Genomic DNA, 22,165 nt, shown 5'->3' with positions numbered 1-22,165 from the left:
TAGCGCTCCGCGCGGTAGCCCCCCAAAAGAAAAAGACCCGGCGGTTTCCCGCCGGGCCTTTCCGATATCAGCAGAGCTGAGACCCAGATTACTTGATCTGGACCTTGGCGCCGGCTTCCGTCAACTTCTTGGCGACTTCGTCGGCAGCTTGCTTGGAGACGTTCTCGACGACGTTCTGCGGAGCGCCTTCGACCAGGTCCTTGGCTTCCTTCAGACCCAGGTCCGAACGGACGCCGCGGACTTCCTTGATCACGTTGATCTTCTTGTCGCCGCCGTCGACCAGGACGACGGTGAATTCGGTTTGCTCTTCGGCAGCTTCAGCCGGAGCGCCGCCGCCGGCGGCCGGAGCAGCCATGGCGACCGGAGCAGCGGCGCTGACGCCCCACTTTTCTTCCAGCAGCTTGGAGAGTTCAGCAGCTTCGAGGACGGTCAGAGCGGACAGGTCTTCGACGATCTTGGCGAGGTCAGCCATTGTCAGTTTTCCTTCGGAGGATTGGTTTTAGAGAGTGATGCAGAGATGAAAGGCTGGGCCGCTTACGCGGCTTCCTTGGTGGCGTAGGCGTTGAACACGCGAGCCAGCTGACCGGCGGGTGCTTGCAGCACGCCGGCGATACGGGTCGCAGGCGCGTTAAGCAGGCCGATGAGTTGACCGCGAACCTCGTCGAGCGTCGGGAGCTTGGACAGTGCGTCCACGCCCTTTTGGTCGACGATGGTCGAGCCCATGAAGCCGCCGACGATCTTGAAGCGATCGTTGGCCTTGGCGAACTCGGTGGCGACCTTGGCGGCCGTACCGGGGTTCTCGGAATAGGCGATGCCCACGGGACCCTTGAACAGGTTGTGGTAGTCGCTGCCTTCCTCGGCTTCGAGCGCCTTCAGCGCCAGGCGGTTCTTGACCACCTTGAACGCGCCGCCTTCTTTACGAAGACGGCCACGCAGATCTTCCATTTCCGCAACGGTCAGACCCAGGTTGTGGGTCACGACCACGCTGCCGGCGTCGGCGAAAACGCCCTTGAGCGATTCGATAGACTCGGCTTTTTGAGCGCGATCCATTGCGGTCTCCAGTCTTGGTATTCGCCGCCGGGCTTATTCCCGACGACGGATTGGCCAAAGCGCGTCGCATCGCTGCGAAGCGTTAAAGCCGGTCGTATTGTCCGAAGGATGCGTCTGACGGCGTCCGTCCCGGAATGCGGGCTGACAGCGCAAGGTCGCGTCCCCATCTCCCCACGGCGTCAGAGGGCCCTCTGACAGTTATGGCCTGGGTGACCCCCACGCCCCGAAGTTCTCGGACAGGACCGTCAGAAGATGAACCTCCGACGGGAAGCGGCGCTCTTACAGGCGCCGCCGTTGGAAATCAACCCGGCTTAACGCCCGCTGGGCTTGGCGCCGGTCTGTTCGGCCTCGCCGCAGTCGAACCGGGCGCAATATTTGCTCTCAAACTCCTCCAGAAGGTTCGTCATCGCTGCGGTCTCGACCTCCTGTGAGGCCATGCTCAAGGATATCGTCTTGGCTGCGACAGAGCGCCCGACAGACGTGCGATAGAATGCGATCTGAGCGACGAGTTCTTCTTCAGTGAAGACGGAGCCGTAGATTGGGGCCAAGTCATCCATGAACCGCTCGATCATTCTGCTAGCCATAGACGGCATGTTGGTGCGGACCCAAATCGCTTCTTCGCCGCCCTTCTTATCCAGTTCGCCCATCTGCGCGACCATGACGCGCTCGAACTCCTTCATGAAGTTCGGTCCGACGGACAGATCGATCAGTTCGCGCGCCAGGGCGCTGCGGCGGGCCAAGCCGGCATCCTGCGGCGCAGGCTCGACGCGCGTGACGACGACCGTTTCCGATTGAGCCGCCGCCTGCGCGTGCGCGCCTGTCGCGCTCAGACCCAGCGCCAGACCCAGCGACGCAGCCAGCGCCTGTTTGCGTGTGATGATCATGATGGCCTCCCCGCCCACTTATCGGAAGGCTCAGGTCCGCAGGCCAGTAGAATTCGACCGACGGTTGCTCAATCTTCGAGCGGCGTGGCGTCGAAGTCGCGGATCAGCGCGGCCAGGTCGGGCTCATGAACCAGATCCGCCGCCTCGCTCAGGCTCATCCAGCGGCGCTCGCGCTGATGCGCTTCGGGCCAGGCGCCCATCTGGATCAGCACTTCGAGCGGATAGACCGAAACCACGCACTGGCGCACGCCGCCGTCTTTCAGACCCTTGGCGTATCGAAAGACGCCGATGGACTGAGTGTCGATGTCGCCCTTGACCCCCGCCTCCTCCATCGCCTCTTGGGCGGCGGCCTCGGGATCGCTCTTGCCGACCATCCGCCCGCCCTTGGGGATCACCCAGCGTCGCGTTTCGCGCGAGGTGATCATCAGGATGCGACGCTCGCCGTCTTCCAGCCGCCACGGCAGAGCCGCGACCTGCCGGGTCTCGGAGCGGGTGGTGCGTTTCGACCGGGCCTGCGGCACGCCTCAGCCCTCGCCCATCGCTTGAGCGGTCCTGACGATTCGTGCTGGCGCTCGCCCAATCTTCACGTCTGGTTCCAGGTCTGCCGGTCGCGGCCGCCCTCGAAACGGGATCGCGACGGCTGCGTCAAGTTGTCAGACCACGGACGGTCCCATTTAATTCTCGCCGGGCGCCTTGGCCTTTGGATCGCCCAGCACGTCCTGACGATACAGCATGGTGATCAGGGTGTGCAGCACCAGCGCCAGCGGCGTGGCGAACAGCACGCCCAGCGGCCCGAACAGGGTGCCGATGCCCACCACGGCGAAGATGCCCAACACCACGGGCAAGTTCGCGACATTCTTCTGCACCATCGGCGTGATGAAGTTGCTCTCCAGCTGGGACACAACGACATACAGCGCCAGCGTCATCAGGGCCGTCTGCCACCCTTGCGTGGCGCCGACCAGCACGGCCGGCACGGTGGAGACGATGGGCCCCACGATCGGCACGAACTGCGCCAATCCCGTCAGCAGACCCAGCCCCAGCGCCGACGGCACGCCGATGATGGCCAAGCCGACCCCTGTCAGCGTCCCGACCAGAACCATCGAGAACAGCTGCGCCTTCAGCCAGCCTTTCAGCGCCTTGCCACAGCTGTTCAGCACTTCGCGCATTCGCGGGCGGCGATCCATGGGCAGCATGGACAGCAGCCCCTCGCGCGACTTGGCGGGCTCGATCGCCAGGAAGACGCCCGCGACCACGACGAGAACCAGTGTGGTGACACCCGATGCGAAGCCCAGGGCGAACTTCTGAGCGACCTGCAACGCCTGACCGGCGCGGCCGCCCAGCCCCTGCAACTGCTCCAGCAGCTGCGCGGCATAGGGTTGGGCCTGGATCCACGACTGAACCTGCTCCCACCCTTGCGGCACCACGGCGGACAGGGCCACGACCTGTTCGGTGATCTGGGTTCCGAACAGCGTCAGTATCCCCGCCAGCACCGCGACCACGATCAGCAGCGACAGGAAGACGGCCAGCGGGTCCGGCGCCTTCAGCCAGCGCACGATGGGATCGGCCAAGGCGCGCAGGATCACCGACACCACGATAGCCCCGAAGATCAGCAGCCACAGCGTCTGCAGCGTCACGATCAGTTGGACCGCAAAATAGGCCGCGACCAGCACGATGGCGCCGAACGCAAGGCGGCCCTTCCACGGGTCATGGCCGCCGACATCGGGCTTGTCGCCCATCAGTTTTCCCAGTCCGAACATATCGCCCCCTTCAAGGTCGCGACAGGAACGCGGGTCGAGCGTGGCCGTTCGCCGCAGGCGATAAAAAAGTCAGTGGGCGTCGGAGGATCGCTGATCGTAGGCCATTTGCGCGGCCGCGACTTCCGGCATCCGGGTCTCGGCCCAGTCGATCATCGACTGCATCGCCGCCATCAGGGTCCGGCCCAGCGGCGTGACCGCATAGGTCACCGACACCGGCACGGTGGCCACGACGGAGCGTGACACCAGCCCGTCGCGCTCCAGCGACTTCAGCGTCTGGCTCAGCATCTTCTGCGACACCCCATCGACCCGCTGCTTCAGGGCGTTGAAGCGGATCGGCCCCTCTCCCAGCACGATCAGGATCAGGGTGCTCCATTTGTCGGCGATGCGGTCGAGCAGTTGCCGCGTCGGACAGTTCGCTGCGAGCACGTCGCCGCGCAGCCAGGTTTCTTGAAGGTAACCAGGTGTCTGAGAGGTGCCGTCTTGCATGGCCGCACCCCATAGCGCACCTGGTATCCATTGGATACCTACAGGAGCCTTTCATGAACGTCGTAGTTCTCGGCGCCAGCGGTCGCGCCGGCTCGGAAATCACCAAGGAACTGGCCGCGCGCGGTCACACGGTCACCGCCATCGCCCGCAAGCCGGAAGCGATTCCGAGCGCCACCGGCGTCACACCTGTCGCCGGCGACGCCTCGGATGTCGCCGCGCTCGCCGATCTGATCGAGGGTTCGGACGCGGTCATCAGCGCCCTGCACTTCGATATTCCCGCCGCGACGATCCTCGGCGCGCTGAAGACCGCCGGCGTCCCGCGCCTGCTCGTCACCGGCGGCGCCGCCAGCCTGGAGGTCGCGCCCGGTGTCCTATTGTTCGACACGCCACAGTTCCCAGCCGAATGGAAGCCCATCGCCAAGGGCGGCCTGACCTTCCTGGACGACCTGCGTCAGGAAACGGACATCGACTGGACCTTCTTCTCGCCCGCCGCCCTGATCGAAGAGACGCCGCGCCTGGGCCGCTACCGGACCGGGACCGACCAACTGGTCGTGGACGCCAACGGCGACAGCAAGATCGGCTTCTCCGACTACGCCATCGCCATGGTCGACGAACTGGAGAACCCCAAGCACAGCCGCGCCCGCTTCACCGCCGCCTACTGATCCGGGCAAGAAAAAAACGGCGGGGATCGCTCCCCGCCGTTCTTCCGTATGGCTTGTCTTCCGACTTAGGCGCCCAGCGAGGCCGGATCGACCTTGAAGCCCGGGCCCATCGTCGAGGACAGGCTGATGCGCTTCACATAGGTGCCCTTGGCGCCCGACGGCTTGGAACGCACCAGGGCGTCCACGATGGCCTTCACGTTGGCTTCCAGAGCGTCCTGGGTGAACGAGACCTTGCCGATGCCGGCGTGGACGATGCCCGCCTTCTCGACGCGGAACTCGACGGCGCCGCCCTTGGCGTCCTTGACGGCCTGGGCCACGTTGGGGGTCACGGTGCCGACCTTGGGGTTCGGCATCAAGCCGCGCGGGCCCAGCACCTTACCCAGACGGCCGACCAGGGCCATCATGTCCGGCGACGCGATCACGCGGTCGAACTCCATGAAGCCGCCGGCGATCTTTTCGTACAGATCTTCGGCGCCAACGTGTTCGGCGCCGGCTGCGGTGGCTTCGGCGGCCTTGGCGTCCTTGGCGAAGACGGCGACGCGAACGTCACGGCCGGTGCCCGACGGCAGGTTGACGACGCCACGGACCTGTTGGTCGGCGTGACGCGGGTCGACGCCCAGGTTGACCGAGATTTCCAGCGACTCGTCGAACTTGGCCTTGGCGTTTTCCTTGGCCAGCTTGATGGCGTCGGAGAACGGCAGCAGGTCTTGGGTCACGCCGGTGCGGGCCTTGAAGGCCTTGGTTTGCTTGGCCATGGTTTAGCCCTCCACCACTTCGAGGCCCATCGCGCGGGCGGAGCCTTCGATGATCTTGGCCGCCGCGTCGATATCGTTGGCGTTCAGATCCTTCATCTTCTTTTCGGCGATCTCGCGCAGTTGCGCCTGCGTGATCTTGCCGGCGACTTCACGGCCGACCAGCTTCGAACCCGACTTCAGGCCCGTGGCCTGTTTCAGGTACCAGGTCGCCGGCGGCGTCTTGGTGATGAAGGTGAACGACTTGTCCTGATAGACGGTGATCACGGTCGGAAGCGGGGTGCCCTTGGCTTCCTTCTCGGTGCGCGCGTTGAACTCCTTGCAGAAGCCCATGATGTTCACGCCGCGCTGACCCAGAGCCGGGCCGATCGGGGGCGAAGGCGTGGCCGAACCGGCCGGCACTTGCAGCTTGATATAGCCGAGAATCTTCTTGGCCATTGGTCTCTCCTATGAATGACCCGGCGCGAACGCAGGGCCGGTGAGCCGTGGTGCGGCATGGCTGCCTCCCACGGATTTGACGCTCCACGAACCGAAGGCCCGCCGAGCGAAGGCGCGCGTGTAACAGAGGGGGGATGGAAAGGCAACGCACCGCCCTGCCCTCGCCCCAGAAACGAAAAAGCCGCGCCCTTTCGGACGCGGCTTGATATCTCGACAGGGGCGTGAGCCTCAGCCCGCGACCTTCTCCACCTGGGCGTATTCCAGTTCGACCGGCGTGGCGCGGCCGAAAATGGACACGGCGACGCGCAGGCGGGCGTGTTCTTCGTCCACGCTCTCGACCGAACCGTCGAAGCTGGCGAACGGGCCGTCGATGACCTTGACCTTCTCGCCAATGTCGAAGCGGATGGTGGGCTTCGGACGCTCGACGCCCTCTTCCACGGCGCCGATGATGTTCTGAACTTCACGCTCGGAAACCGGCAGGGGCTTGGTGCCGCCCGCGGCGCCCAGGAAGCCCGTGACCTTCGGCGTGTTCTTGACCAGGTGATAGGCCTGGTCGGTCATTTCCATCTTCACCAGAACATAGCCGGGGAAGAACTTGCGTTCGGAGTTCACCTTGCGGCCGCGACGGATCTCGACGACGTCTTCGGTCGGAACCAAGATTTCGGAGAAGGCGTCTTCCAGGCCCTGTTGCTTGGCCTGATCACGCAGCTGCTCGGCGACCTTCTTCTCGAAGTTCGAGTAGGCGTTGACGATGTACCACTTGTGGCGCGGATTGGCGGGCTTTGCGGGCGCTGCATCGGTCATGGGCGCGTCTTTCTCAGGATCCGAGAGCGATGATGTAGCGGAAGGCGTAGCCCAGGCCAGTGTCCACGATCCAGAAGAAGATCGAGGCGATGATGACCATGATGAAGACCATCACTGAGGTGATCCAGGTCTCCTTGCGGCTGGGCCAGACGATTTTGCGGCCTTCGGCGCGCACCTGGCTCAGAAACTGGCCGGGGCTGGTGCGGGGCTTCTTGGGCTCGGGCGAATCGACCGTGATGGCGGCGGCGCCGGCCGCCTGAGGCTTGGCGCCCATCTGGGGCTTCGCGCTGCCTTGAGGCCGCTTGCCGGGAGTTTTGGCCTTGGCCATCAGTTGCTCTTCACACAATTGTTCCTGTCGCCCCAGATGGGAAGTCCCATCAGGAAGCGACAGGGGGGATTGGCAGGAGTTGGGGGACTCGAACCCACGACCCCCGGTTTTGGAGACCGGTGCTCTACCAGCTGAGCTAAACTCCTAGACAACCGCGCAAACCCAAAAGGTCCGTGCGTTCGCCAGAGGGGGGCGTATGCCCGACACCGCCCGCCATTTCAAGGGCGATGTGACACTTGCGATCAGTCTTCCAGATGCGCGGCGATGGCGTCCCGCTCGTCCTGTGCCTTCACCAGTTCCTTGAAGATCAGCTTGTCGATGCGGCGGTCGTCCATATCCACGACCTCGACCTCGAATCGGCCGACCTGGAGCACTTCACCTTCGTCCGGGACGCGCGAGATCTGGTGCAGAATCAGGCCAGCGACGGTGTGGAAGCCTTCATGCTCGCCAAAGTCCTCGCCCAGCTTGTCGGCCAATTCGTCCAGGTCCGTCTGACCATCGACAAGCCAGCTGCCGTCGGCGCGCTGATGGATCCAGGCCTGCTCTTCGTCATGGCCTTCATTGAAGTCGCCGGCGATCATTTCCAGGATGTCGGTCGCCGTTACCACGCCTTCAAAGGCGCCGTACTCGTCGACGATAAAGGCCATGTGGACCCGCGAGCCCTTCAGGATCTCCAGCGCCTTCAACACCGAAGTCGACTGAGGAATGAAGGCCGGTTCGGCGACCAGCGGTTCGATGTCGAACTTGCCGTTGGTCAGCAGGCTGTCCAGCAGATCCTTCTTGTGAACCACGCCTAGCGGATTATCCACGTCGCTCTCGCGCGCAACCACGATCCGCGAATAGGGGCAGGTGCGAATCTCTTCGCGCAGCATCTCTTCGGGGTCGTCCAGGGCGATCCAGAACACGTCGTGGCGCGGGGTCATCGCCACCCGCACCGGACGGTCGCCCAGACGCAGGATTTCCTCGATCATCACCTGCTCTTCAGGCTCGATCAGGCCGGCCGAGGTGCCTTCGGCCAGGATGGTCGCAACCTCTTCCTGGGTCACGTCGGAGCCATCGCGATCCTTGACGCCCAACAGCTTCAGTATGCCCGAGGTGGAGGCGGTCAGCAGCAGGACGAACGGCTTCAACACGATCGCCAGCTTGGAGATCGGCCCGGCCATCTTGGATGCTACCGTTTCGGGGAAGATCAGCGCAAGGCGCTTGGGCACCAGTTCGCCGATGATCAGCGAGACATAGGTGATGCACACGACCACCAGGGCCGTGGCGAAGAATTCGGTATATTGAGCCAGCGCCGGGAAAGCGACTTCCAGAATGCGATCCAGTTCGCCCGCGATGGTCGCCTGACCATAGGCGCCCGCCAGAATGCCGATCAGGGTGATGCCCACCTGAACCGCGGACAGGAACTGAGTCGGTTCTTCCGACAGCTTCAGCGCCGCCCTGGCCCCCCGGTCGCCCCGTTCCGCCCTCGCCTGTAGTTTGGATTTCCGCGAGGAGACGACCGCCAATTCAGTCATGGCGAACAAGCCGTTGAGCACCACCAGGAGCAGAACGACAGCAATAGCGATGAGTAACATCTAGGGGGTTTTGGGGACCGACGCGGCGCGACAGACGGCGTCCGCAGCGCTACATTAGGGCAGGATCGCGACCAGCGCCACGTTTTCCTTTGCGCTCAACCCGTCCGCCCAGCTTCGACCGAGCCGTAAGCGCCCGAAACCGGCCGGCCATCGGCGTCATACTGGGTCGCACAGGCGCTCATGCCCAGCACGGTGCCGATGAAGATACCTAGTCGAATGGCGCGTCGCATTTGGTTACCGAAAGATTAACGTCCGATGCGAACGTAAATCCCGGTCAGCGGTTGCAGGCAATCGTGCTCGCCTTGGGCGCGAGCACAAAAAAGGGGGGGATGCCGCAAAGCATCCCCCCCTTTTTCTCGTCCTTGATCGGATCTCGCCGATCACACCTTGATCGGCAGGGCCGTGCGGATGTGGACATCCTTCAGCTGGCGCTCCTCGGCCTCGGTCGGGGCGTTCATCAGCAGATCCTCGCCCTGCTGGTTCAGCGGGAAGGCGATGACCTCGCGGATGGCCGTCTCGCCGGCCAGCAGCATGACGATCCGATCGATGCCGGGGGCCAGGCCGCCGTGCGGCGGGGCGCCGAAGCGGAAGGCGTTCAGCATGCCGCCGAACTGCTCCTCGACCACCGAGGCGTCATAGCCGGCGATCTCGAACGCCTTCAGCATGATCTCGGCCTTGTGGTTCCGGATCGCGCCCGAGCACAGCTCATAGCCGTTGCAGACGATGTCGTACTGATAGGCGCGGATGGTCAGCGGATCCTGGTTCTCCAGGGCCTCCAGCCCGCCCTGCGGCATAGAGAAGGGGTTGTGGCTGAAGTCGACCTTCTTCTCTTCTTCCGACCATTCGAACATGGGGAAGTCGACGATCCAGCAGAATTTGAACTGCTCTTCGTCCACCAGCTTCAGCTCGGCGCCCACGCGGGTGCGGGCCAGGCCGGCGAACTTGGCGAAGGTCGCAGGCAGGCCGGCGACGAAGAAGGCGGCGTCGCCTTGACCCAGACCCAGCGACGACATCAGGGCCTCGGTTGGTTCCTGACCCAGGTTCTTGGCGATCGGGCCGCCCCAAGCGCCCTGGTCTTCGGACCAGAAGATATAGCCCAGGCCCGGCTGGCCCTCGCCCTGCGCCCAGCTGTTCATGCGGTCGCAGAAGGCGCGGCTGCCGCCGGTCGGCGCCGGGATGGCCCAGACGGCGTTCTTGTCGTCCGCGCCCAGAATCTTGGCGAACAGGCCGAAGCCGCCGTCGCGGAAATGATCCGACACCACCTGCATCTTGATCGGGTTGCGCAGGTCCGGCTTGTCCGAGCCATACCAGGCCATCGATTGGGCATAGGTCAGGCGCTCGAAACCCTTGTGCTCGAACGTCTCGCCGAAGTCGTTGGTGAAGGTATGGACGCCGTCGATGGGCGAGACCGTCTTGCCTTCGCCGAACTCCTCGAACACGCCGTGCATCAGCGGCTCGATGGCGGCGAAGACGTCTTCCTGCGTCACGAAGCTCATCTCGACGTCGAGCTGATAGAACTCCAGCGAACGGTCGGCGCGCAGGTCTTCGTCGCGGAAGCACGGCGCGATCTGGAAGTAGCGATCGAAGCCCGACACCATCAGCAGCTGTTTGAACTGCTGCGGCGCCTGGGGCAGCGCATAGAACTTGCCCGGGTGCAGTCGCGACGGCACCAGGAAGTCGCGCGCGCCTTCCGGCGACGAGGCCGTCAGGATCGGCGTCTGATACTCCAGGAAGCCCTGATCAACCATGCGACGGCGGATCGAGGAAATCACCTTGGAGCGCAGCACGATGTTCTTGTGCAGTCGCTCGCGGCGCAGATCCAGGAAGCGGTTCGCCAGACGGATATCCTCAGGATATTCCTGATCGCCGAAGACCGGCATCGGCAGTTCGGCGGCTTCGGACAGCACCTCGACGCCCTGGACACGCACTTCGACCTCGCCGGTCGGCAGGTTGGGGTTCACCACCGAGGCGTCGCGGGCGACCACCTCGCCATCAACCTTGATCACGCTCTCGGCGCGCAGACGCTCGACCGCGGCGAAGCCCGGCGTCTCGGGGTGCAGAACCAGCTGCGTCAGGCCGTAATGGTCGCGCAGGTCGATGAACAGCAGGCCGCCGTGGTCGCGCTTGCGGTGAACCCAGCCGGACAGGCGAACAGCGGAACCGGCGTCGGAGGCGCGCAGGGCGCCGCAGGTGTGAGAGCGATAGGCGTGCATGAAACGAACCGTCTGGAGTCTCTGGGCGGTGGAATCCGACGCCGTCGGCGCCCGAAATCGAAGCGGCGTAGGGCGCATCATCGCCCCGGAAAGTCAAGGTTTCAGCCGTTGCAAAGCCCGCCGCCGCGCATGATATCTGACGCTTCCATCCCGTCCGAGGCCGCCATGTTCATCGTCACCATCACCTACACCCAGCCCATCGAAGCCATCGAGGCGCGGACGGTCGAGCATCGCGCGTGGCTGGATCAGCATGTCGCCAGCGGCCTGATCATCGCCGCCGGGCCGATGGTCCCGCGCACCGGCGGCATTCTGGTGGTGCGCAGCGGCGGAACCAAGCAAGAGTTGGAGACCCTGCTGAAGGACGATCCGTTCCAGGTTCACGGCCTGGCCGATTATACGGTGACGGAGTTCAAGGCCGGCAAGCTGAACCCCGCCCTGGCCGAATTCGCCTGATTTCATCCACAGGGGCGCGGTTCGCTCCCCGCAACCAACAGCGCGGGCCTGACGCGGTTAACGCCGGCCTCTGCTATGACAGGCGCATGTCCGCGCTGAGCGCCCTGCCCCCGACCACGACCGAACAGCTGCGTCTGCCGCTGGAGCGGCCGGTTGCGGGCGAAGCCTTCGTGACGTCCGACAGCAATGCCGAGGCCGTGCGCGTTCTGGCCCGCTGGCCCGACGGCGTGGGCGCGGTGCTGGCGCTGCACGGCCCGCCAGGGTCGGGCAAGAGCCGCCTCGCCGCCGACTGGGCCGAGAGAGTCGGCGCCGTGCCGCTGAACGGCGCCGAGGCTGCGCTGATCGATCCGCTGGAGCTGGAAGGCCGGCCGGTCTTGCTGGACCGCGCGGCGGACGCCGACGACGAAAGCCTGTTTCATCTGATCAACCTGGCCAACTCCGGCGGCGGCGCTCTGCTGCTGGTGTCGCGTTCGGCCCCGCGCCAATGGTCAGTCGATCTGCCCGATCTGCGATCGCGGCTGGACGCCGTGCGGGCCGTCGCCATCGCCGCGCCCGACGACGCGGTCCTGTCGGCCATCCTGCGCGCCCGCTTCGCCGAACGCAGCATCACCCCATCCGACGACGTGATCGACTATCTGGTTCGACGCCTGGACCGCTCAGCCGAGACCGCCGCTGCGGTGGTCGAACGTCTGGACGCCCTCCACCGCCCGGTCACGCGCGTTCTGGCGCGTCAGGTGCTGGACGCCATGGACGCCGCGGCCGACTGAACCGCGACATTTTCTCGGCGCCCGCTTGCGGCCGTCACACACGCGCGCGAGAACCGGTTCATGACCGACGCCGCGATCCATGACGACACCCGAGGCGAAGAGGTTCCCGCCTCTCGCGCCCCTCAACTGGCGCTGAGCGAAGAGCTGATGGCCTCGCCCCGCCGGTTCTTCAATCGGGAAACCTCGTGGCTGGCGTTCAACGAACGGGTTCTGGAAGAAGCGGCCAACCCGAACCACCCCCTGCTGGAGCGGCTGCGGTTCCTGTCCATCTCGGCCAATAACCTGGACGAGTTCTTCATGACCCGCGTCGCCGGCCTGAAGGGTCAGTTGCGCGAACGGCTGCGCGTCCTGTCCGCCGACGGCCTGACCCCCGCCGAACAGCTGGAGCAGATCAACATCGCTGCCGGCGAGCTCATGGCCGAACAGCAGCTGCGCTGGCGTCAGCTCAAGAAGGAACTGACGGTCGCCGGCATCGAGATCGTCGATCGCCAGAAGATCACCAAGACCGAGAAGGAGCGTCTGGAACCCGAGTTCCTGAACCAGCTCTTCGCCGTCCTGACGCCGCTCGCCATCGACCCGGCGCACCCCTTCCCCTTCCTGCCCAACCTCGGCTTCTCCCTGGCGCTGAAGCTGAAGCGCAAGGGCGAGACCAAGACCTTCTACGCCCTGGTGCCGGTGCCAACCCAGGTGCGCCGGTTCTGGGAACTGCCGACCGACGGCCGCTCCACGCCGGGGCATAAGCGGTTCATCACGCTGGAAAACGTGCTGCTGCTGTTCATCGACCACCTGTTCCCCGGCTGCGAGGTTCAGGAAAAGGGCGTTCTGCGCCTGATCCGCGACTCGGACATCGAGATTGAGGAAGAGGCCGAGGACCTGGTCCTGGAGTTCGAGGAAGCGCTGAAGCAGCGTCGTCTGGGCTCGGTGGTGCGGGTCAAGATCGAGGCGTCCATGCCCACCGATCTGCGCGACTTCATCGTCGGCGAGCTGGAAGCCGCGCCCCAGGACGTGGTTCTGGTGGACGGCATGCTGGGTCTGGCCCAACTGTCGGACCTGATCCCCGGCGGTCACCCGGACCTGAAGTTCAAGGGCTATGAGCCGCGCTATCCCGAACGCGTCCGCGACAATGGCGGCGACGTCTTCGCGGCCATTCGCGAAAAGGATCTGCTGATTCACCACCCGTTCGAGAGCTTCGACGTGGTGGTTCAATTCCTGCGCCAGGCCGCGCGCGATCCCAACGTCATCGCCATCAAACAGACGCTGTATCGCACCTCCAAGGACAGCCCCATCGTCGCCGCCCTGATCGAGGCGGCCGAAAACGGCAAGAACGTCACCGCCCTGGTCGAACTGAAGGCCCGCTTCGACGAAGAGGCCAATCTGCGCTGGGCGCGGGCGATGGAGCGGGCCGGCGTCCACGTCGTCTTCGGCTTCGTCGAATACAAGACCCACGCCAAGGTCAGTGTCGTCGTCCGGCGCGAGGGCGAGGGCCTGCGCACCTACTGCCACTTCGGCACTGGCAACTATCACCCCGTCACGGCCAAGGTTTACACCGACCTGTCGCTGTTCTCCTGCGACCCGGTGCTGGGGCGCGATGCGACCAAGGTGTTCAACTACATCACCGGCTATGCGACGCCGGACCATCTGGAGGCGCTGGTCGTCTCGCCGCTGAACATGAAGGCCAAGCTGATCGAGCTGATCGGCAAGGAGATGTCGGCCGCCGCCATGGGCAAGCCCGCCGCCATCTGGGTCAAGCTGAACGCCCTAGTCGATGTCGAGATCATCGACGCCCTTTACCGGGCCAGCCAGTGGGGCGTGAGGATCGACCTTGTGGTGCGCGGCATCTGCTGCCTGCGGCCGGGCGTGCCGGGTCTGTCGGAGAACATCCGGGTCAAGTCGATCGTCGGCCGCTTCCTGGAACACAGCCGCATCGTCTGTTTCGCCAACGGCAAGGACCTGCCGCATGACAAGGCCAAGGTCTTCATCTCCTCGGCCGACTGGATGACGCGCAACCTGGATCGCCGGGTCGAGTTGATGACGCCGATCCGCAACGCCACCGTCCACGATCAGGTGCTGGACCAGATCATGGTCGCCAATCTGAAGGACGACGCACAAAGCTGGGTGCTGGACGCCGAAGGGCGCTATACACGCGTCACCCCCGCCGATCCTGAGCGGCCCTTCTCGGCCCACAAATACTTCATGACAAATCCCAGCCTGTCCGGGCGCGGCCGCAAGGCCAAGAGCCTGCCCGCCGTCCTGCGCTACGAGCGTCCAGGCCGCTGATGCCCGACATCACGCTTACCGACCGCGACATCGCCGCGATCGACATCGGTTCAAACTCGGTTCGACTGGTCCTGTACCGGCTGGAAGGCCGCGCGATCTGGACCGTCTATAATGAAAAGGTTCTGGCCGGCCTGGGCCGCGACCTGCCGACGACGCGCAAGCTGTCGCCCGAGGGCGTGGTCATGGCGATGACGGCGCTGCGCCGTTTCGCCGCCGTGCTCGAAGGCGTGCGGCCTGACGCAACCCTGATCGCCGCCACCGCTGCCGTGCGCGAAGCCTTGGACGGGCCGGAGTTCTGTGAGCGGGTCGCCGCCGAGACCGGCCTCCAAATCCGCGTCCTGTCGGGTGAGGAGGAGGCCAAATACGCGGCCATGGGCGTATTGGCCGGCGCCCCTCTGGCCCACGGCGTCTCGGCCGACATGGGCGGCGCCAGTCTTGAGCTGACCCGGCTGAACGGAGACGGCGTCGAGAACGGCCTGACCCTGCCGCTGGGTCCGTTTGCTCTGGCTGACGGCAAGGCCTTCGACGCCGAGCGCATCAAGGCCCGTATCGATCAGGCCCTGAAGCCGATCGCAGGCCAGTTCAAGAGCGAGCGTCTCTACGCCGTGGGCGGCGCCTGGCGGACCCTGGCCCAGGTGCACATGGGCTTGAAATCCTATCCGCTGAAGGTCGTGCATCAGTATCAGATGTCGGCCGAGGAGGCGCTGGAGACCGCGCGTTTGGTCGCGCAACAGTCGGCGGCCAGCCTGGCCAAACTGCCCGGCGTGTCGAAGAAGCGCGCCGAGACCCTGCCCTACGCCGGCCTAGTGCTTGAGGCGTTGATCAAACATCTGGGTCTCAAACAGATTGAGATGTCGGCCTGGGGCGTGCGCGAGGGACTGCTGTTCGAGACGCTGGACGAGGCGACGCGCACGGCCGATCCGCTTCTGGCCGGCTGCACCGCCCTGGGCGGTCGCCAGGGTGTGGCCCCCGCCCTGCCCGGCGCGCTGAACGGCTGGATTTCCGAAATCGTCGCCGCCCTTCCCGAGGTTTTCGGCGAAAAACGCGACGCCGTTCTGGTCAGCGCCGCCTGCCGTCTGGCGGACCTGGGCGCGCGGCTGCACCCGGATCACAGGCTGGAGCTTGTCTTCGACCAGGTGCTGCGCGCGCCCGTCGCCGGCATCAGCCATACCGAACGCGCCTTTCTGGCCAGCGCGATGAACGCCCGGTACGGCGGCGCGCCCGCCACGCCGCAGCCCGAGGTCATCGACCGCCTGCTCGACGCCGCCGCCGCCAAACGCGCCCGCGCCATCGGCCTGGCGATCCGTCTGGCCTGCGACCTGTCCGGGCGCTCACCCCAGCTGATGGCCAACGCCACCGCCAAGGTCAAAGGCGGCGACCTGCGTCTGACCGCGACCGAAGGCTACGCCGACGTCCTCTTGGGCGAACAGACCAAGAAGCGCGCCAAGGCCCTCGCCGAGGCGATGGACCTGGGTCTGAAGATCTAAGGCGATCAGCCCGTCTCCTCCCCATCTTATGGGGAGGTGGCGCGGCGCGCCCTCTGCGCCGGGACGGAGGGGTTCTCCAACGCATCATAGGCGCCCGCGGGACTTCAAGAGCCCCTCCACCGCTTCGCGGTCCCCCTCCCCATTGCATGGGAAGGAGACGCTCGCCCCTATTCGATCTCGACGACTTCCACCCGCGCGCCGTTCAGCACCAAGGCGATCTCGCCACGCTTCAGCTTCAGCGCGTCCTCGCCGAAAATCTGGCGGCGCCAGCCCTTCATGGCGTCGATGTCGGCGTCGTCGCTGATGGCGATCTTTTCCAGATCCGACACGGTGGCGATCAGCTTGGAGGCCACGCCGGCGTTGTCGCTCTTGGCCTTGAGCAGCACCTTCAACAGCTCCACCACCGACGGCGGAGCCGGCTGGCGGTGGGCGGGGCGCTCCATCTCGGGCGCATGCGACTCGGGATCGGCCAGAACCCGCTTCAGCTCCTCAGCCAGTTCCAGACCCAGCCGTGAACCACCGAAACCCTTGGGCACCGAGCGCAGGCGATTGAAAGCCTCGACATCCGTCGGGGTCTGCTGGGCGATCTCGTCGATGCCCTCGTCCTTCAGGATGCGGCCGCGCGGCTGGTCGCGCTCCTGCGCCGCCCGCTCGCGCCAGACGGCGACGGCCTTGAACGCCGCCAGATATTTGGCCGAAAACTTCTTGGGCTTCAGCCGCTTCCAGGCGTTTTCGGGATTTGTGTCGTAAAGGGCCGGATCGGTCAGGCTCTCCATCTCCGACATCACCCACTCCAGCCGGCCTTCCTTCTGCAGCCGGTCGCGCAGTTTGGGGTAAAGCGCCGCAAGGTGGGTCACGTCGCCAAGCGCATACACCAGTTGGTTCTCCGACAACGGCCGGCGCGCCCAGTCGGTAAAGCGGCTGCCCTTGTCCACCTCGATCCGCAGCATCTGCCGCACCAGCGAATCATAGGCCACTTGCTCGCCGAAGCCCGCCGCCATGGCCGCGACCTGGGTGTCGAACATCGGCTTGGGCATGGCCCCCAGGCGCACGAAGATTTCCACGTCCTGTCGGCAGGCGTGGAAGACCTTGACGATCTTCTCGTCGCGCAGCAGGTCCAGGAACGGCTCCAGATCCAGCCCCTCCGCCATCGGGTCGATGATGGCGGCGTGATCGGCCGAGGCCGCCTGGATCAGGCAGAGCTTCGGCCAGTAGGTCGTTTCCCGCATGAACTCGGTGTCGACCGTGATGAAGGGGGCTGTGGCTACGCGGGCGCAAAAATCGGCCAGCGCCTCGGTGGTGGTGATCGGCGTCATTCCGATGCTATAGCCCCGCGCATCCTACCTGTGGCAAGAGCCGCGCTGCATTTCCGCCCCGATTCAGGCCCGAGATCCCATGAGCGACACCCAAAAGCCTCTCGAAAACGGTCTGACCTACGCCGATGCGGGCGTGGACATCGACGCGGGTGAAATGCTGGTCGAACATATCAAGCCGCTGGCGAAATCGACGGCGCGGCCCGGATCGGAGCCTTCGCTGGGCGGTTTCGGCGCCCTGTTCGACCTCAAGGCCGCCGGCTTCGAAGATCCGCTGATCGTCACCACCACGGACGGCGTCGGCACCAAGCTGAAGATCGCCATCGAGACCGGCCGTCATGACGGCGTCGGCGTCGACCTGGTCGCCATGTGCGTCAACGACCTGTTGGCCCAGGGCGCCGAACCCCTGCTGTTCCTCGACTATTACGCCACCGGCCGGCTTGAGATCGACGCCGCCCGCCGCGTCGTCGCCGGCATCGCCGAGGGCTGTCGCCAGGCCGGCTGCGCCCTTGTCGGGGGCGAGACCGCCGAAATGCCGGGCATGTACACCGAGGGCGACTACGATCTGGCCGGCTTCAGCCTGGGCGCCGTCGAGCGCGGCCACGCCCTGCCCTATCTGGATCGCCAGGCGGCCGGCGACGTCATCATCGGCCTGGCCTCCACCGGCCCGCATTCCAACGGCTATTCGCTGGTGCGCAAGGTGGTCGAGAAGTCCGGCCTGGCCTGGGGCGACGACGCCCCCTTCGCTAAGGACCGCTCGCTGGCCCAGGCCCTGATGGAGCCCACCCGCATCTATGTGAAGCCGGTGCTGCCGATCATGAAGGCGGGCCTGGTCAAGGGCGCGGCCCACATCACCGGCGGCGGCCTGATCGAAAACCCGCCTCGCTGCATCGCCGAGGGTCTTCAGGCTCGCTTCGACTGGAACGCCTGGCCCATGCCGGCCGTCTTCCAGTGGCTGGCGGAGACCGGCGGCATCAGCGACCACGAGATGCGCCGCACCTTCAACTGCGGCGTCGGCTTCATTCTGATCGTCTCGCCCGAAAACGCCGAGCCGGTGCTGGCCGCCCTTCTCAACGCCGGCGAAGTCGCCTTCGTCTGCGGACAACTGGAAGCGGCCTGATCCCGTGACGACGCGCGTCGCCGTCCTGATCTCGGGGGCGGGCTCCAACATGGCGGCTCTGATCGACGCCGGTCAGGCGCCGGACAGCGGCTATGAGGTCGTGCTGGTGCTGTCGAACGTCGAAGGCGCGGGCGGCCTGGCGATCGCGGCGGCCAAGGGCGTGGCGACGGCGACCGTGGCGCATAAATCGTTCGGCAAGGATCGCGAGGCGCATGAGCGGGCGGTGGACGCCGTCCTGCGCGACGCCGGCGTCGAGGTCGTGGCGCTGGCCGGCTATATGCGTGTTCTGACGCCTTGGCTCGTCGGCGGCTGGCGCGAGCGGATGCTGAATATTCATCCCAGTCTGCTGCCCCTCTATCCCGGATTGGACACCCACGCCCGTGCGATCGCCGCCGGCGACGCCGAGGCTGGCTGCACGGTCCATCTGGTGACCGAGGGCGTGGACGAGGGCCCGATCCTGGGCCAGGCGCGGGTGCCGATCGTCGAGGGCGACACGGCCGAGGCCCTGGCCGAACGGGTCAAGACGGCGGAGCATCAGCTTTACCCGCAGGTGCTGTCCGATTTCTGCCGAGACCTGCCCCGCCCTTAGCGGCGCGAAGATTACAAAAACGTCATGCGACAGACCGCCGCACCGGCGCAATGGTGCGCCCGACCTCAATCGGGACCCTCTGTATCCATGACTCGCATTCGTCTGATGGCCGCCTGCTCGGCCTGTATCGTCGTCGCTCTCACCGGCGGCGCGGCCTCGGCCCAGGACGCTTCGGCCCAGCATTCGCACGGCACAGCCGGCGCGGCCCACAGCCCCTTCGGCGCCTGGGGCTTTGATCTGGCCGGTCGCGACACCTCGGTGAAGCCCGGCGACGACTTCAACGAATACGCCAACGGAACCTATCTGCGCACGACCGAGATTCCGGCCGACAAGTCGCGCTTCGGCCCGTTCGACGTTCTGTATGAGAACGCCCAGTCCCAGCTGAAGTCGATCATCGAGACCAGCGCCGCCAATCCCGCCAACGAAAACGCCCGCAAGGTCGGCGCCCTGTACGCCAGCTTCATGGACGAGGCGAAGATCGAGCAGCTGGGCGCAACGCCGCTGGCCGCCGACCTCGCCGCCGTCAATGCGGTCACCGACCACGCCGGCATGGCGCGCCTGATGGGCGAGAGCCATTCGGGCTTCGGCGGCTCCCTGTTCGGCATCGACGTGTTCGAGGATCTGAAGAACCCCAATCTGAACTCGGCCTATCTGGGTCAGGGGTCGCTGGGCCTGCCGGACCGCGACTACTATCTGAAGCCCGACTTCGCCGCCCAGCGCGAGGCCTATCTGGCTTATCTGACAACCACCCTGACCGCCATCGGCTGGGCCGATCCGGCCAAGACCGCCGCCGACATCCTCGCCTTCGAAACCAAGGTCGCCGACAAGCAGTGGACGACCGTCGAGCGTCGCCAGATCGACAAGCTGTACAACCCGGCCAAGGCCTCGGACCTGACGACCCTGGCTCCCGGCTTCGACTGGGCCGGCTTCCTGGCCGGCGCCCAGGTGTCGGACGTCGACACCCTGGTGCTGATGGAAAACACCGCCATCCCCGCCATCGCCCAGGTGTTCGCCGACACCCCCATCGAGACGCTGAAGGCCTGGCAGGCGTTCAACGTCGTCGATCAGGCCAGCCCCTATCTGTCCAAGGCCTTCGTCGACGCTCGCTTCGACTTCCGCGGCAAGACGCTGCGCGGCCAACCCGAAAATCGTCCGCGTTGGAACCGGGGCGTGGCTTTGGTCGACGGCCAGCTGGGCGAGGTCCTGGCCCAGGAATACGTCCGCCTGCACTTCCCCGCCTCGTCCAAGGCCCAGATGGAGGCCCTGGTCGGCAACATCCGCGACGCCATGACGGAGCGGCTGAAGACCCTGGACTGGATGAGCGAGCCCACGCGGGAGCAGGCCCTGTACAAGATGTCCAAGTTCGGGGTGAAGATCGGCTATCCCGACAAGTGGCGCTCGTATGACGGCCTGGAGCTGAAGGCCGACGACCTGTACGGCAACGTCGAACGCTCATCGGCCTTCGAATGGGCGTACAAGCGCGGCAAGATCGGCAAGCCGGTCGATCCGCTGGAATGGGGCATGACGCCTCAGACGGTGAACGCCTACTATAACCCGCCGCGCAACGAGATCGTCTTCCCGGCCGCCATCCTGCAGGCGCCCTTCTTCGATCCGAACGCGGACCCGGCCGTCAACTACGGCGGCATCGGCGCGGTCATCGGCCACGAGATCACCCACGGCTTCGACGATCAGGGCCGCAAGTCGGACGGCGACGGCGTGCTGCGCGACTGGTGGACGCCGGAAGACGCCGCCCGCTTCGAGGCGCGCGCCAAGGTGCTGGGCGACATCTACGACAAGCTGGAGCCGATCCCCGGCGTGCACGTCAACGGCGACCTGACGATGGGCGAGAACATCGCCGACCTGGGCGGCCTGCTGCTGGCCCTGGACGCTTATCACAAGTCTCTGAACGGCCAGCCGGCGCCGGTCATCGATGGCCTGACGGGCGATCAGCGCGTCTTCCTGGGCTGGGCGCAGGTCTGGCGCGAGAAGTCGCGCGAGGCGGCGCTGAAGGAGCAGTTGACCACCGATCCGCACTCGCCCGGCCCGGTGCGCGCTGCGACCTCGCCGCGCAATATCGACGCCTGGTATGCGGCCTTCGGCGTCTCGCCGGACCAGAAGGAATATATTGCGCCCGAGGCCCGCGCCCGCATCTGGTAAGGGCGCCGGACGTCAGACGTGGAAAAGGCCCGGAGCGAACGCTCCGGGCCTTTTTGTCATCCGGGCTTTCGCCCCAGAGACTGAGCCTGATTTAGCGGGGCTTGGTCGCCGCGCCGGCGACGGCGCCGATGGCGGCGCCGGCCACGGTCGAACCCGTGTTTCCGCCGATGACCTGACCGGCGACGGCGCCGCCCAGGGCGCCGGTGGCGGCGCGTTGTTCCATCGTCTGGCCGCAGGCGGCCAGCAGGGCCACGACGCCGATGACGGGGGCCAGTTTGATCATGGTCTTCATGGGTCTTCTCCGGGAGACGAACGAGATAATGACCACCAAACGATAAGGCCCGCGTCCGGTTCCGGGCGCGGGCCTATATAGTCACGCTATGCGAGAGGCGTCGCTCTCGCATCGCTTTGTTTCGGCGCTACGCTCGGGACGCGGTCCCTCGCGGCTTGAGCGCCTTGTGCTCGCGCTACGCTCGGAACGCGGTTCCTCGCAACTTGAGCGCTTAGCCGACGATCTGGTCGTCGGTGAAGAACTGGGCGATCTCGATCTTGGCGTTGTCCTGGCTGTCCGAACCGTGGACCGAGTTTTCACCGATCGACAGGGCGAACTGCTTGCGGATGGTGCCTTCGGCGGCCTGTTCCGGGTTGGTGGCGCCCATGACTTCACGATAGGCGGCGACGGCGTTGTCGCCTTCCAGCACCTGAACGACGACCGGCTCGGCCGTCATCTGCTCGACCAGCTCGCCGTAGAACGGGCGCTCGGCGTGCACTTCGTAAAATTTCTTGGCTTGTTCGGTCGTCAGCTTGACGCGGCGCTGGGCCACGATGCGCAGGCCGGCGCCCTCGATCACGGCGTTGATCGCGCCGGTCAGGTTGCGGCGCGTGGCGTCGGGCTTGATGATCGAGAAGGTACGTTCGGTCATGGGAATTGACTTCTTGTTGGGAGATTGAGTGTCGCGGGCTTATAGCGACCACCTCCCGCGTTTCCAACCGTCCCTTTTTGCATCCCTGACGCACGCCGCATGGCGACCTGCCGATTGAGGGACGCCGA

The 22,165-nt window shown here is 65.6% G+C and carries 24 protein-coding genes and 1 tRNA gene; 8 read left to right on the top strand and 17 right to left on the bottom strand.

Annotated elements, in window-relative coordinates:
• Nucleotides 1-88: 88 nt before the first annotated feature.
• From rplL to QRN13_RS11865, 6 genes are all read right to left on the bottom strand, one after another.
• On the bottom strand, nucleotides 89-472 hold the full coding sequence (gene rplL / locus QRN13_RS11890) for a 50S ribosomal protein L7/L12 (RefSeq protein ID WP_055754823.1): 384 nt from the start codon (nucleotides 470-472) through the stop codon (nucleotides 89-91).
• Between the two features lie 62 nt (nucleotides 473-534).
• Entirely contained in the window at nucleotides 535-1,050 is a 516-nt protein-coding gene (gene rplJ, locus QRN13_RS11885; RefSeq protein WP_055754822.1) for a 50S ribosomal protein L10, read from the bottom strand.
• A 311-nt stretch (nucleotides 1,051-1,361) separates the two neighbouring features.
• Nucleotides 1,362-1,934: a DUF2059 domain-containing protein gene (locus QRN13_RS11880; protein ID WP_284878059.1), complete on the bottom strand. Its 573-nt coding sequence runs from the start codon at nucleotides 1,932-1,934 to the stop codon at nucleotides 1,362-1,364.
• Nucleotides 1,935-2,002: 68 nt separating this feature from the next.
• Nucleotides 2,003-2,455, bottom strand: coding sequence for an NUDIX hydrolase (locus QRN13_RS11875; protein ID WP_284878058.1), 453 nt, complete (start codon nucleotides 2,453-2,455; stop codon nucleotides 2,003-2,005).
• A 153-nt stretch (nucleotides 2,456-2,608) separates the two neighbouring features.
• Nucleotides 2,609-3,691 (bottom strand): AI-2E family transporter, encoded by a 1,083-nt coding sequence (locus QRN13_RS11870; RefSeq protein WP_284878057.1) that lies wholly within the window; start codon nucleotides 3,689-3,691, stop codon nucleotides 2,609-2,611.
• A gap of 69 nt (nucleotides 3,692-3,760) precedes the next feature.
• Nucleotides 3,761-4,177, bottom strand: a complete 417-nt coding sequence (locus QRN13_RS11865; protein WP_199059510.1) for a winged helix-turn-helix transcriptional regulator — start codon at nucleotides 4,175-4,177, stop codon at nucleotides 3,761-3,763.
• A 53-nt stretch (nucleotides 4,178-4,230) separates the two neighbouring features.
• Between QRN13_RS11865 and QRN13_RS11860 the strand changes: the two genes are divergently transcribed.
• Entirely contained in the window at nucleotides 4,231-4,839 is a 609-nt protein-coding gene (locus tag QRN13_RS11860) for an NAD(P)-dependent oxidoreductase (RefSeq protein WP_284878056.1), read from the top strand.
• Between the two features lie 65 nt (nucleotides 4,840-4,904).
• On the opposite strand, the gene rplA is transcribed toward QRN13_RS11860, so the two are convergent.
• The 8 genes from rplA to aspS all read right to left on the bottom strand — a co-directional run bounded on the left by rplA (nucleotide 4,905) and on the right by aspS (nucleotide 10,951).
• Entirely contained in the window at nucleotides 4,905-5,594 is a 690-nt protein-coding gene (rplA, locus tag QRN13_RS11855) for a 50S ribosomal protein L1 (protein ID WP_017506695.1), read from the bottom strand.
• A gap of 3 nt (nucleotides 5,595-5,597) precedes the next feature.
• The gene (rplK, locus tag QRN13_RS11850; protein WP_055754816.1) at nucleotides 5,598-6,029 is read right to left on the bottom strand and encodes a 50S ribosomal protein L11; all 432 of its coding nucleotides are present in this window, start codon (nucleotides 6,027-6,029) and stop codon (nucleotides 5,598-5,600) included.
• 228 nt (nucleotides 6,030-6,257) lie between these two features.
• Nucleotides 6,258-6,833, bottom strand: coding sequence for a transcription termination/antitermination protein NusG (gene nusG, locus QRN13_RS11845; protein WP_017506694.1), 576 nt, complete (start codon nucleotides 6,831-6,833; stop codon nucleotides 6,258-6,260).
• 13 nt (nucleotides 6,834-6,846) lie between these two features.
• Complete coding sequence (gene secE / locus QRN13_RS11840) at nucleotides 6,847-7,161, bottom strand: preprotein translocase subunit SecE (protein WP_017506693.1); 315 nt, start codon at nucleotides 7,159-7,161, stop codon at nucleotides 6,847-6,849.
• Between the two features lie 70 nt (nucleotides 7,162-7,231).
• A tRNA-Trp gene (locus QRN13_RS11835) sits at nucleotides 7,232-7,307 on the bottom strand.
• Nucleotides 7,308-7,403: 96 nt separating this feature from the next.
• Nucleotides 7,404-8,738 carry a hemolysin family protein gene (locus tag QRN13_RS11830; RefSeq protein WP_153923662.1) on the bottom strand — a complete coding sequence of 445 codons (1,335 nt, stop codon included), beginning with the start codon at nucleotides 8,736-8,738 and terminating at the stop codon, nucleotides 7,404-7,406.
• A 95-nt stretch (nucleotides 8,739-8,833) separates the two neighbouring features.
• Nucleotides 8,834-8,968, bottom strand: coding sequence for a hypothetical protein (locus tag QRN13_RS11825; protein WP_258522487.1), 135 nt, complete (start codon nucleotides 8,966-8,968; stop codon nucleotides 8,834-8,836).
• A 150-nt stretch (nucleotides 8,969-9,118) separates the two neighbouring features.
• Nucleotides 9,119-10,951 (bottom strand): aspartate--tRNA ligase, encoded by a 1,833-nt coding sequence (aspS, locus tag QRN13_RS11820; RefSeq protein ID WP_284878055.1) that lies wholly within the window; start codon nucleotides 10,949-10,951, stop codon nucleotides 9,119-9,121.
• A 129-nt stretch (nucleotides 10,952-11,080) separates the two neighbouring features.
• Between aspS and QRN13_RS11815 the strand changes: the two genes are divergently transcribed.
• The 4 genes from QRN13_RS11815 to QRN13_RS11800 all read left to right on the top strand — a co-directional run bounded on the left by QRN13_RS11815 (nucleotide 11,081) and on the right by QRN13_RS11800 (nucleotide 15,935).
• Complete coding sequence (locus QRN13_RS11815; protein WP_258522486.1) at nucleotides 11,081-11,404, top strand: YciI family protein; 324 nt, start codon at nucleotides 11,081-11,083, stop codon at nucleotides 11,402-11,404.
• An 86-nt stretch (nucleotides 11,405-11,490) separates the two neighbouring features.
• On the top strand, nucleotides 11,491-12,171 hold the full coding sequence (locus QRN13_RS11810) for a P-loop NTPase family protein (RefSeq protein WP_185223950.1): 681 nt from the start codon (nucleotides 11,491-11,493) through the stop codon (nucleotides 12,169-12,171).
• 60 nt (nucleotides 12,172-12,231) lie between these two features.
• Nucleotides 12,232-14,448 (top strand): RNA degradosome polyphosphate kinase, encoded by a 2,217-nt coding sequence (locus tag QRN13_RS11805; protein WP_284878054.1) that lies wholly within the window; start codon nucleotides 12,232-12,234, stop codon nucleotides 14,446-14,448.
• Complete coding sequence (locus QRN13_RS11800) at nucleotides 14,448-15,935, top strand: Ppx/GppA phosphatase family protein (protein WP_284878053.1); 1,488 nt, start codon at nucleotides 14,448-14,450, stop codon at nucleotides 15,933-15,935. The genes QRN13_RS11805 and QRN13_RS11800 overlap by 1 nt, the downstream gene beginning before the upstream one ends.
• Before the next feature lie 167 nt (nucleotides 15,936-16,102).
• Here QRN13_RS11800 and rnd read toward each other — a convergent pair whose 3' ends face one another.
• On the bottom strand, nucleotides 16,103-17,251 hold the full coding sequence (gene rnd, locus QRN13_RS11795) for a ribonuclease D (protein ID WP_174086177.1): 1,149 nt from the start codon (nucleotides 17,249-17,251) through the stop codon (nucleotides 16,103-16,105).
• A 79-nt stretch (nucleotides 17,252-17,330) separates the two neighbouring features.
• On the opposite strand from rnd, the gene purM reads away from it, so the two are divergent.
• The 3 genes from purM (at nucleotide 17,331) to QRN13_RS11780 (ending at nucleotide 21,114) form a co-directional block, all read left to right on the top strand.
• Nucleotides 17,331-18,368 carry a phosphoribosylformylglycinamidine cyclo-ligase gene (gene purM / locus QRN13_RS11790; protein ID WP_091747642.1) on the top strand — a complete coding sequence of 346 codons (1,038 nt, stop codon included), beginning with the start codon at nucleotides 17,331-17,333 and terminating at the stop codon, nucleotides 18,366-18,368.
• 4 nt (nucleotides 18,369-18,372) lie between these two features.
• Nucleotides 18,373-18,957, top strand: coding sequence for a phosphoribosylglycinamide formyltransferase (purN, locus tag QRN13_RS11785; protein WP_284878052.1), 585 nt, complete (start codon nucleotides 18,373-18,375; stop codon nucleotides 18,955-18,957).
• An 87-nt stretch (nucleotides 18,958-19,044) separates the two neighbouring features.
• The gene (locus QRN13_RS11780) at nucleotides 19,045-21,114 is read left to right on the top strand and encodes a M13 family metallopeptidase (RefSeq protein WP_284878051.1); all 2,070 of its coding nucleotides are present in this window, start codon (nucleotides 19,045-19,047) and stop codon (nucleotides 21,112-21,114) included.
• 91 nt (nucleotides 21,115-21,205) lie between these two features.
• Here the strand turns inward: QRN13_RS11780 and QRN13_RS11775 are convergent, their stop codons facing one another.
• Both QRN13_RS11775 and ndk read right to left on the bottom strand, forming a co-directional pair.
• Entirely contained in the window at nucleotides 21,206-21,406 is a 201-nt protein-coding gene (locus tag QRN13_RS11775; protein WP_017504673.1) for a YMGG-like glycine zipper-containing protein, read from the bottom strand.
• A gap of 211 nt (nucleotides 21,407-21,617) precedes the next feature.
• A complete protein-coding gene (gene ndk, locus QRN13_RS11770) occupies nucleotides 21,618-22,037 on the bottom strand; it encodes a nucleoside-diphosphate kinase (RefSeq protein ID WP_017504672.1) in 420 nt (139 codons plus the stop codon).
• Nucleotides 22,038-22,165: the final 128 nt, after the last annotated feature.

This window comes from Brevundimonas sp. MEB006b (genome assembly GCF_030209705.1).
In the GTDB taxonomy this organism is placed as follows: domain Bacteria; phylum Pseudomonadota; class Alphaproteobacteria; order Caulobacterales; family Caulobacteraceae; genus Brevundimonas.
This window is presented reverse-complemented; position numbering and strand designations above follow the sequence as displayed.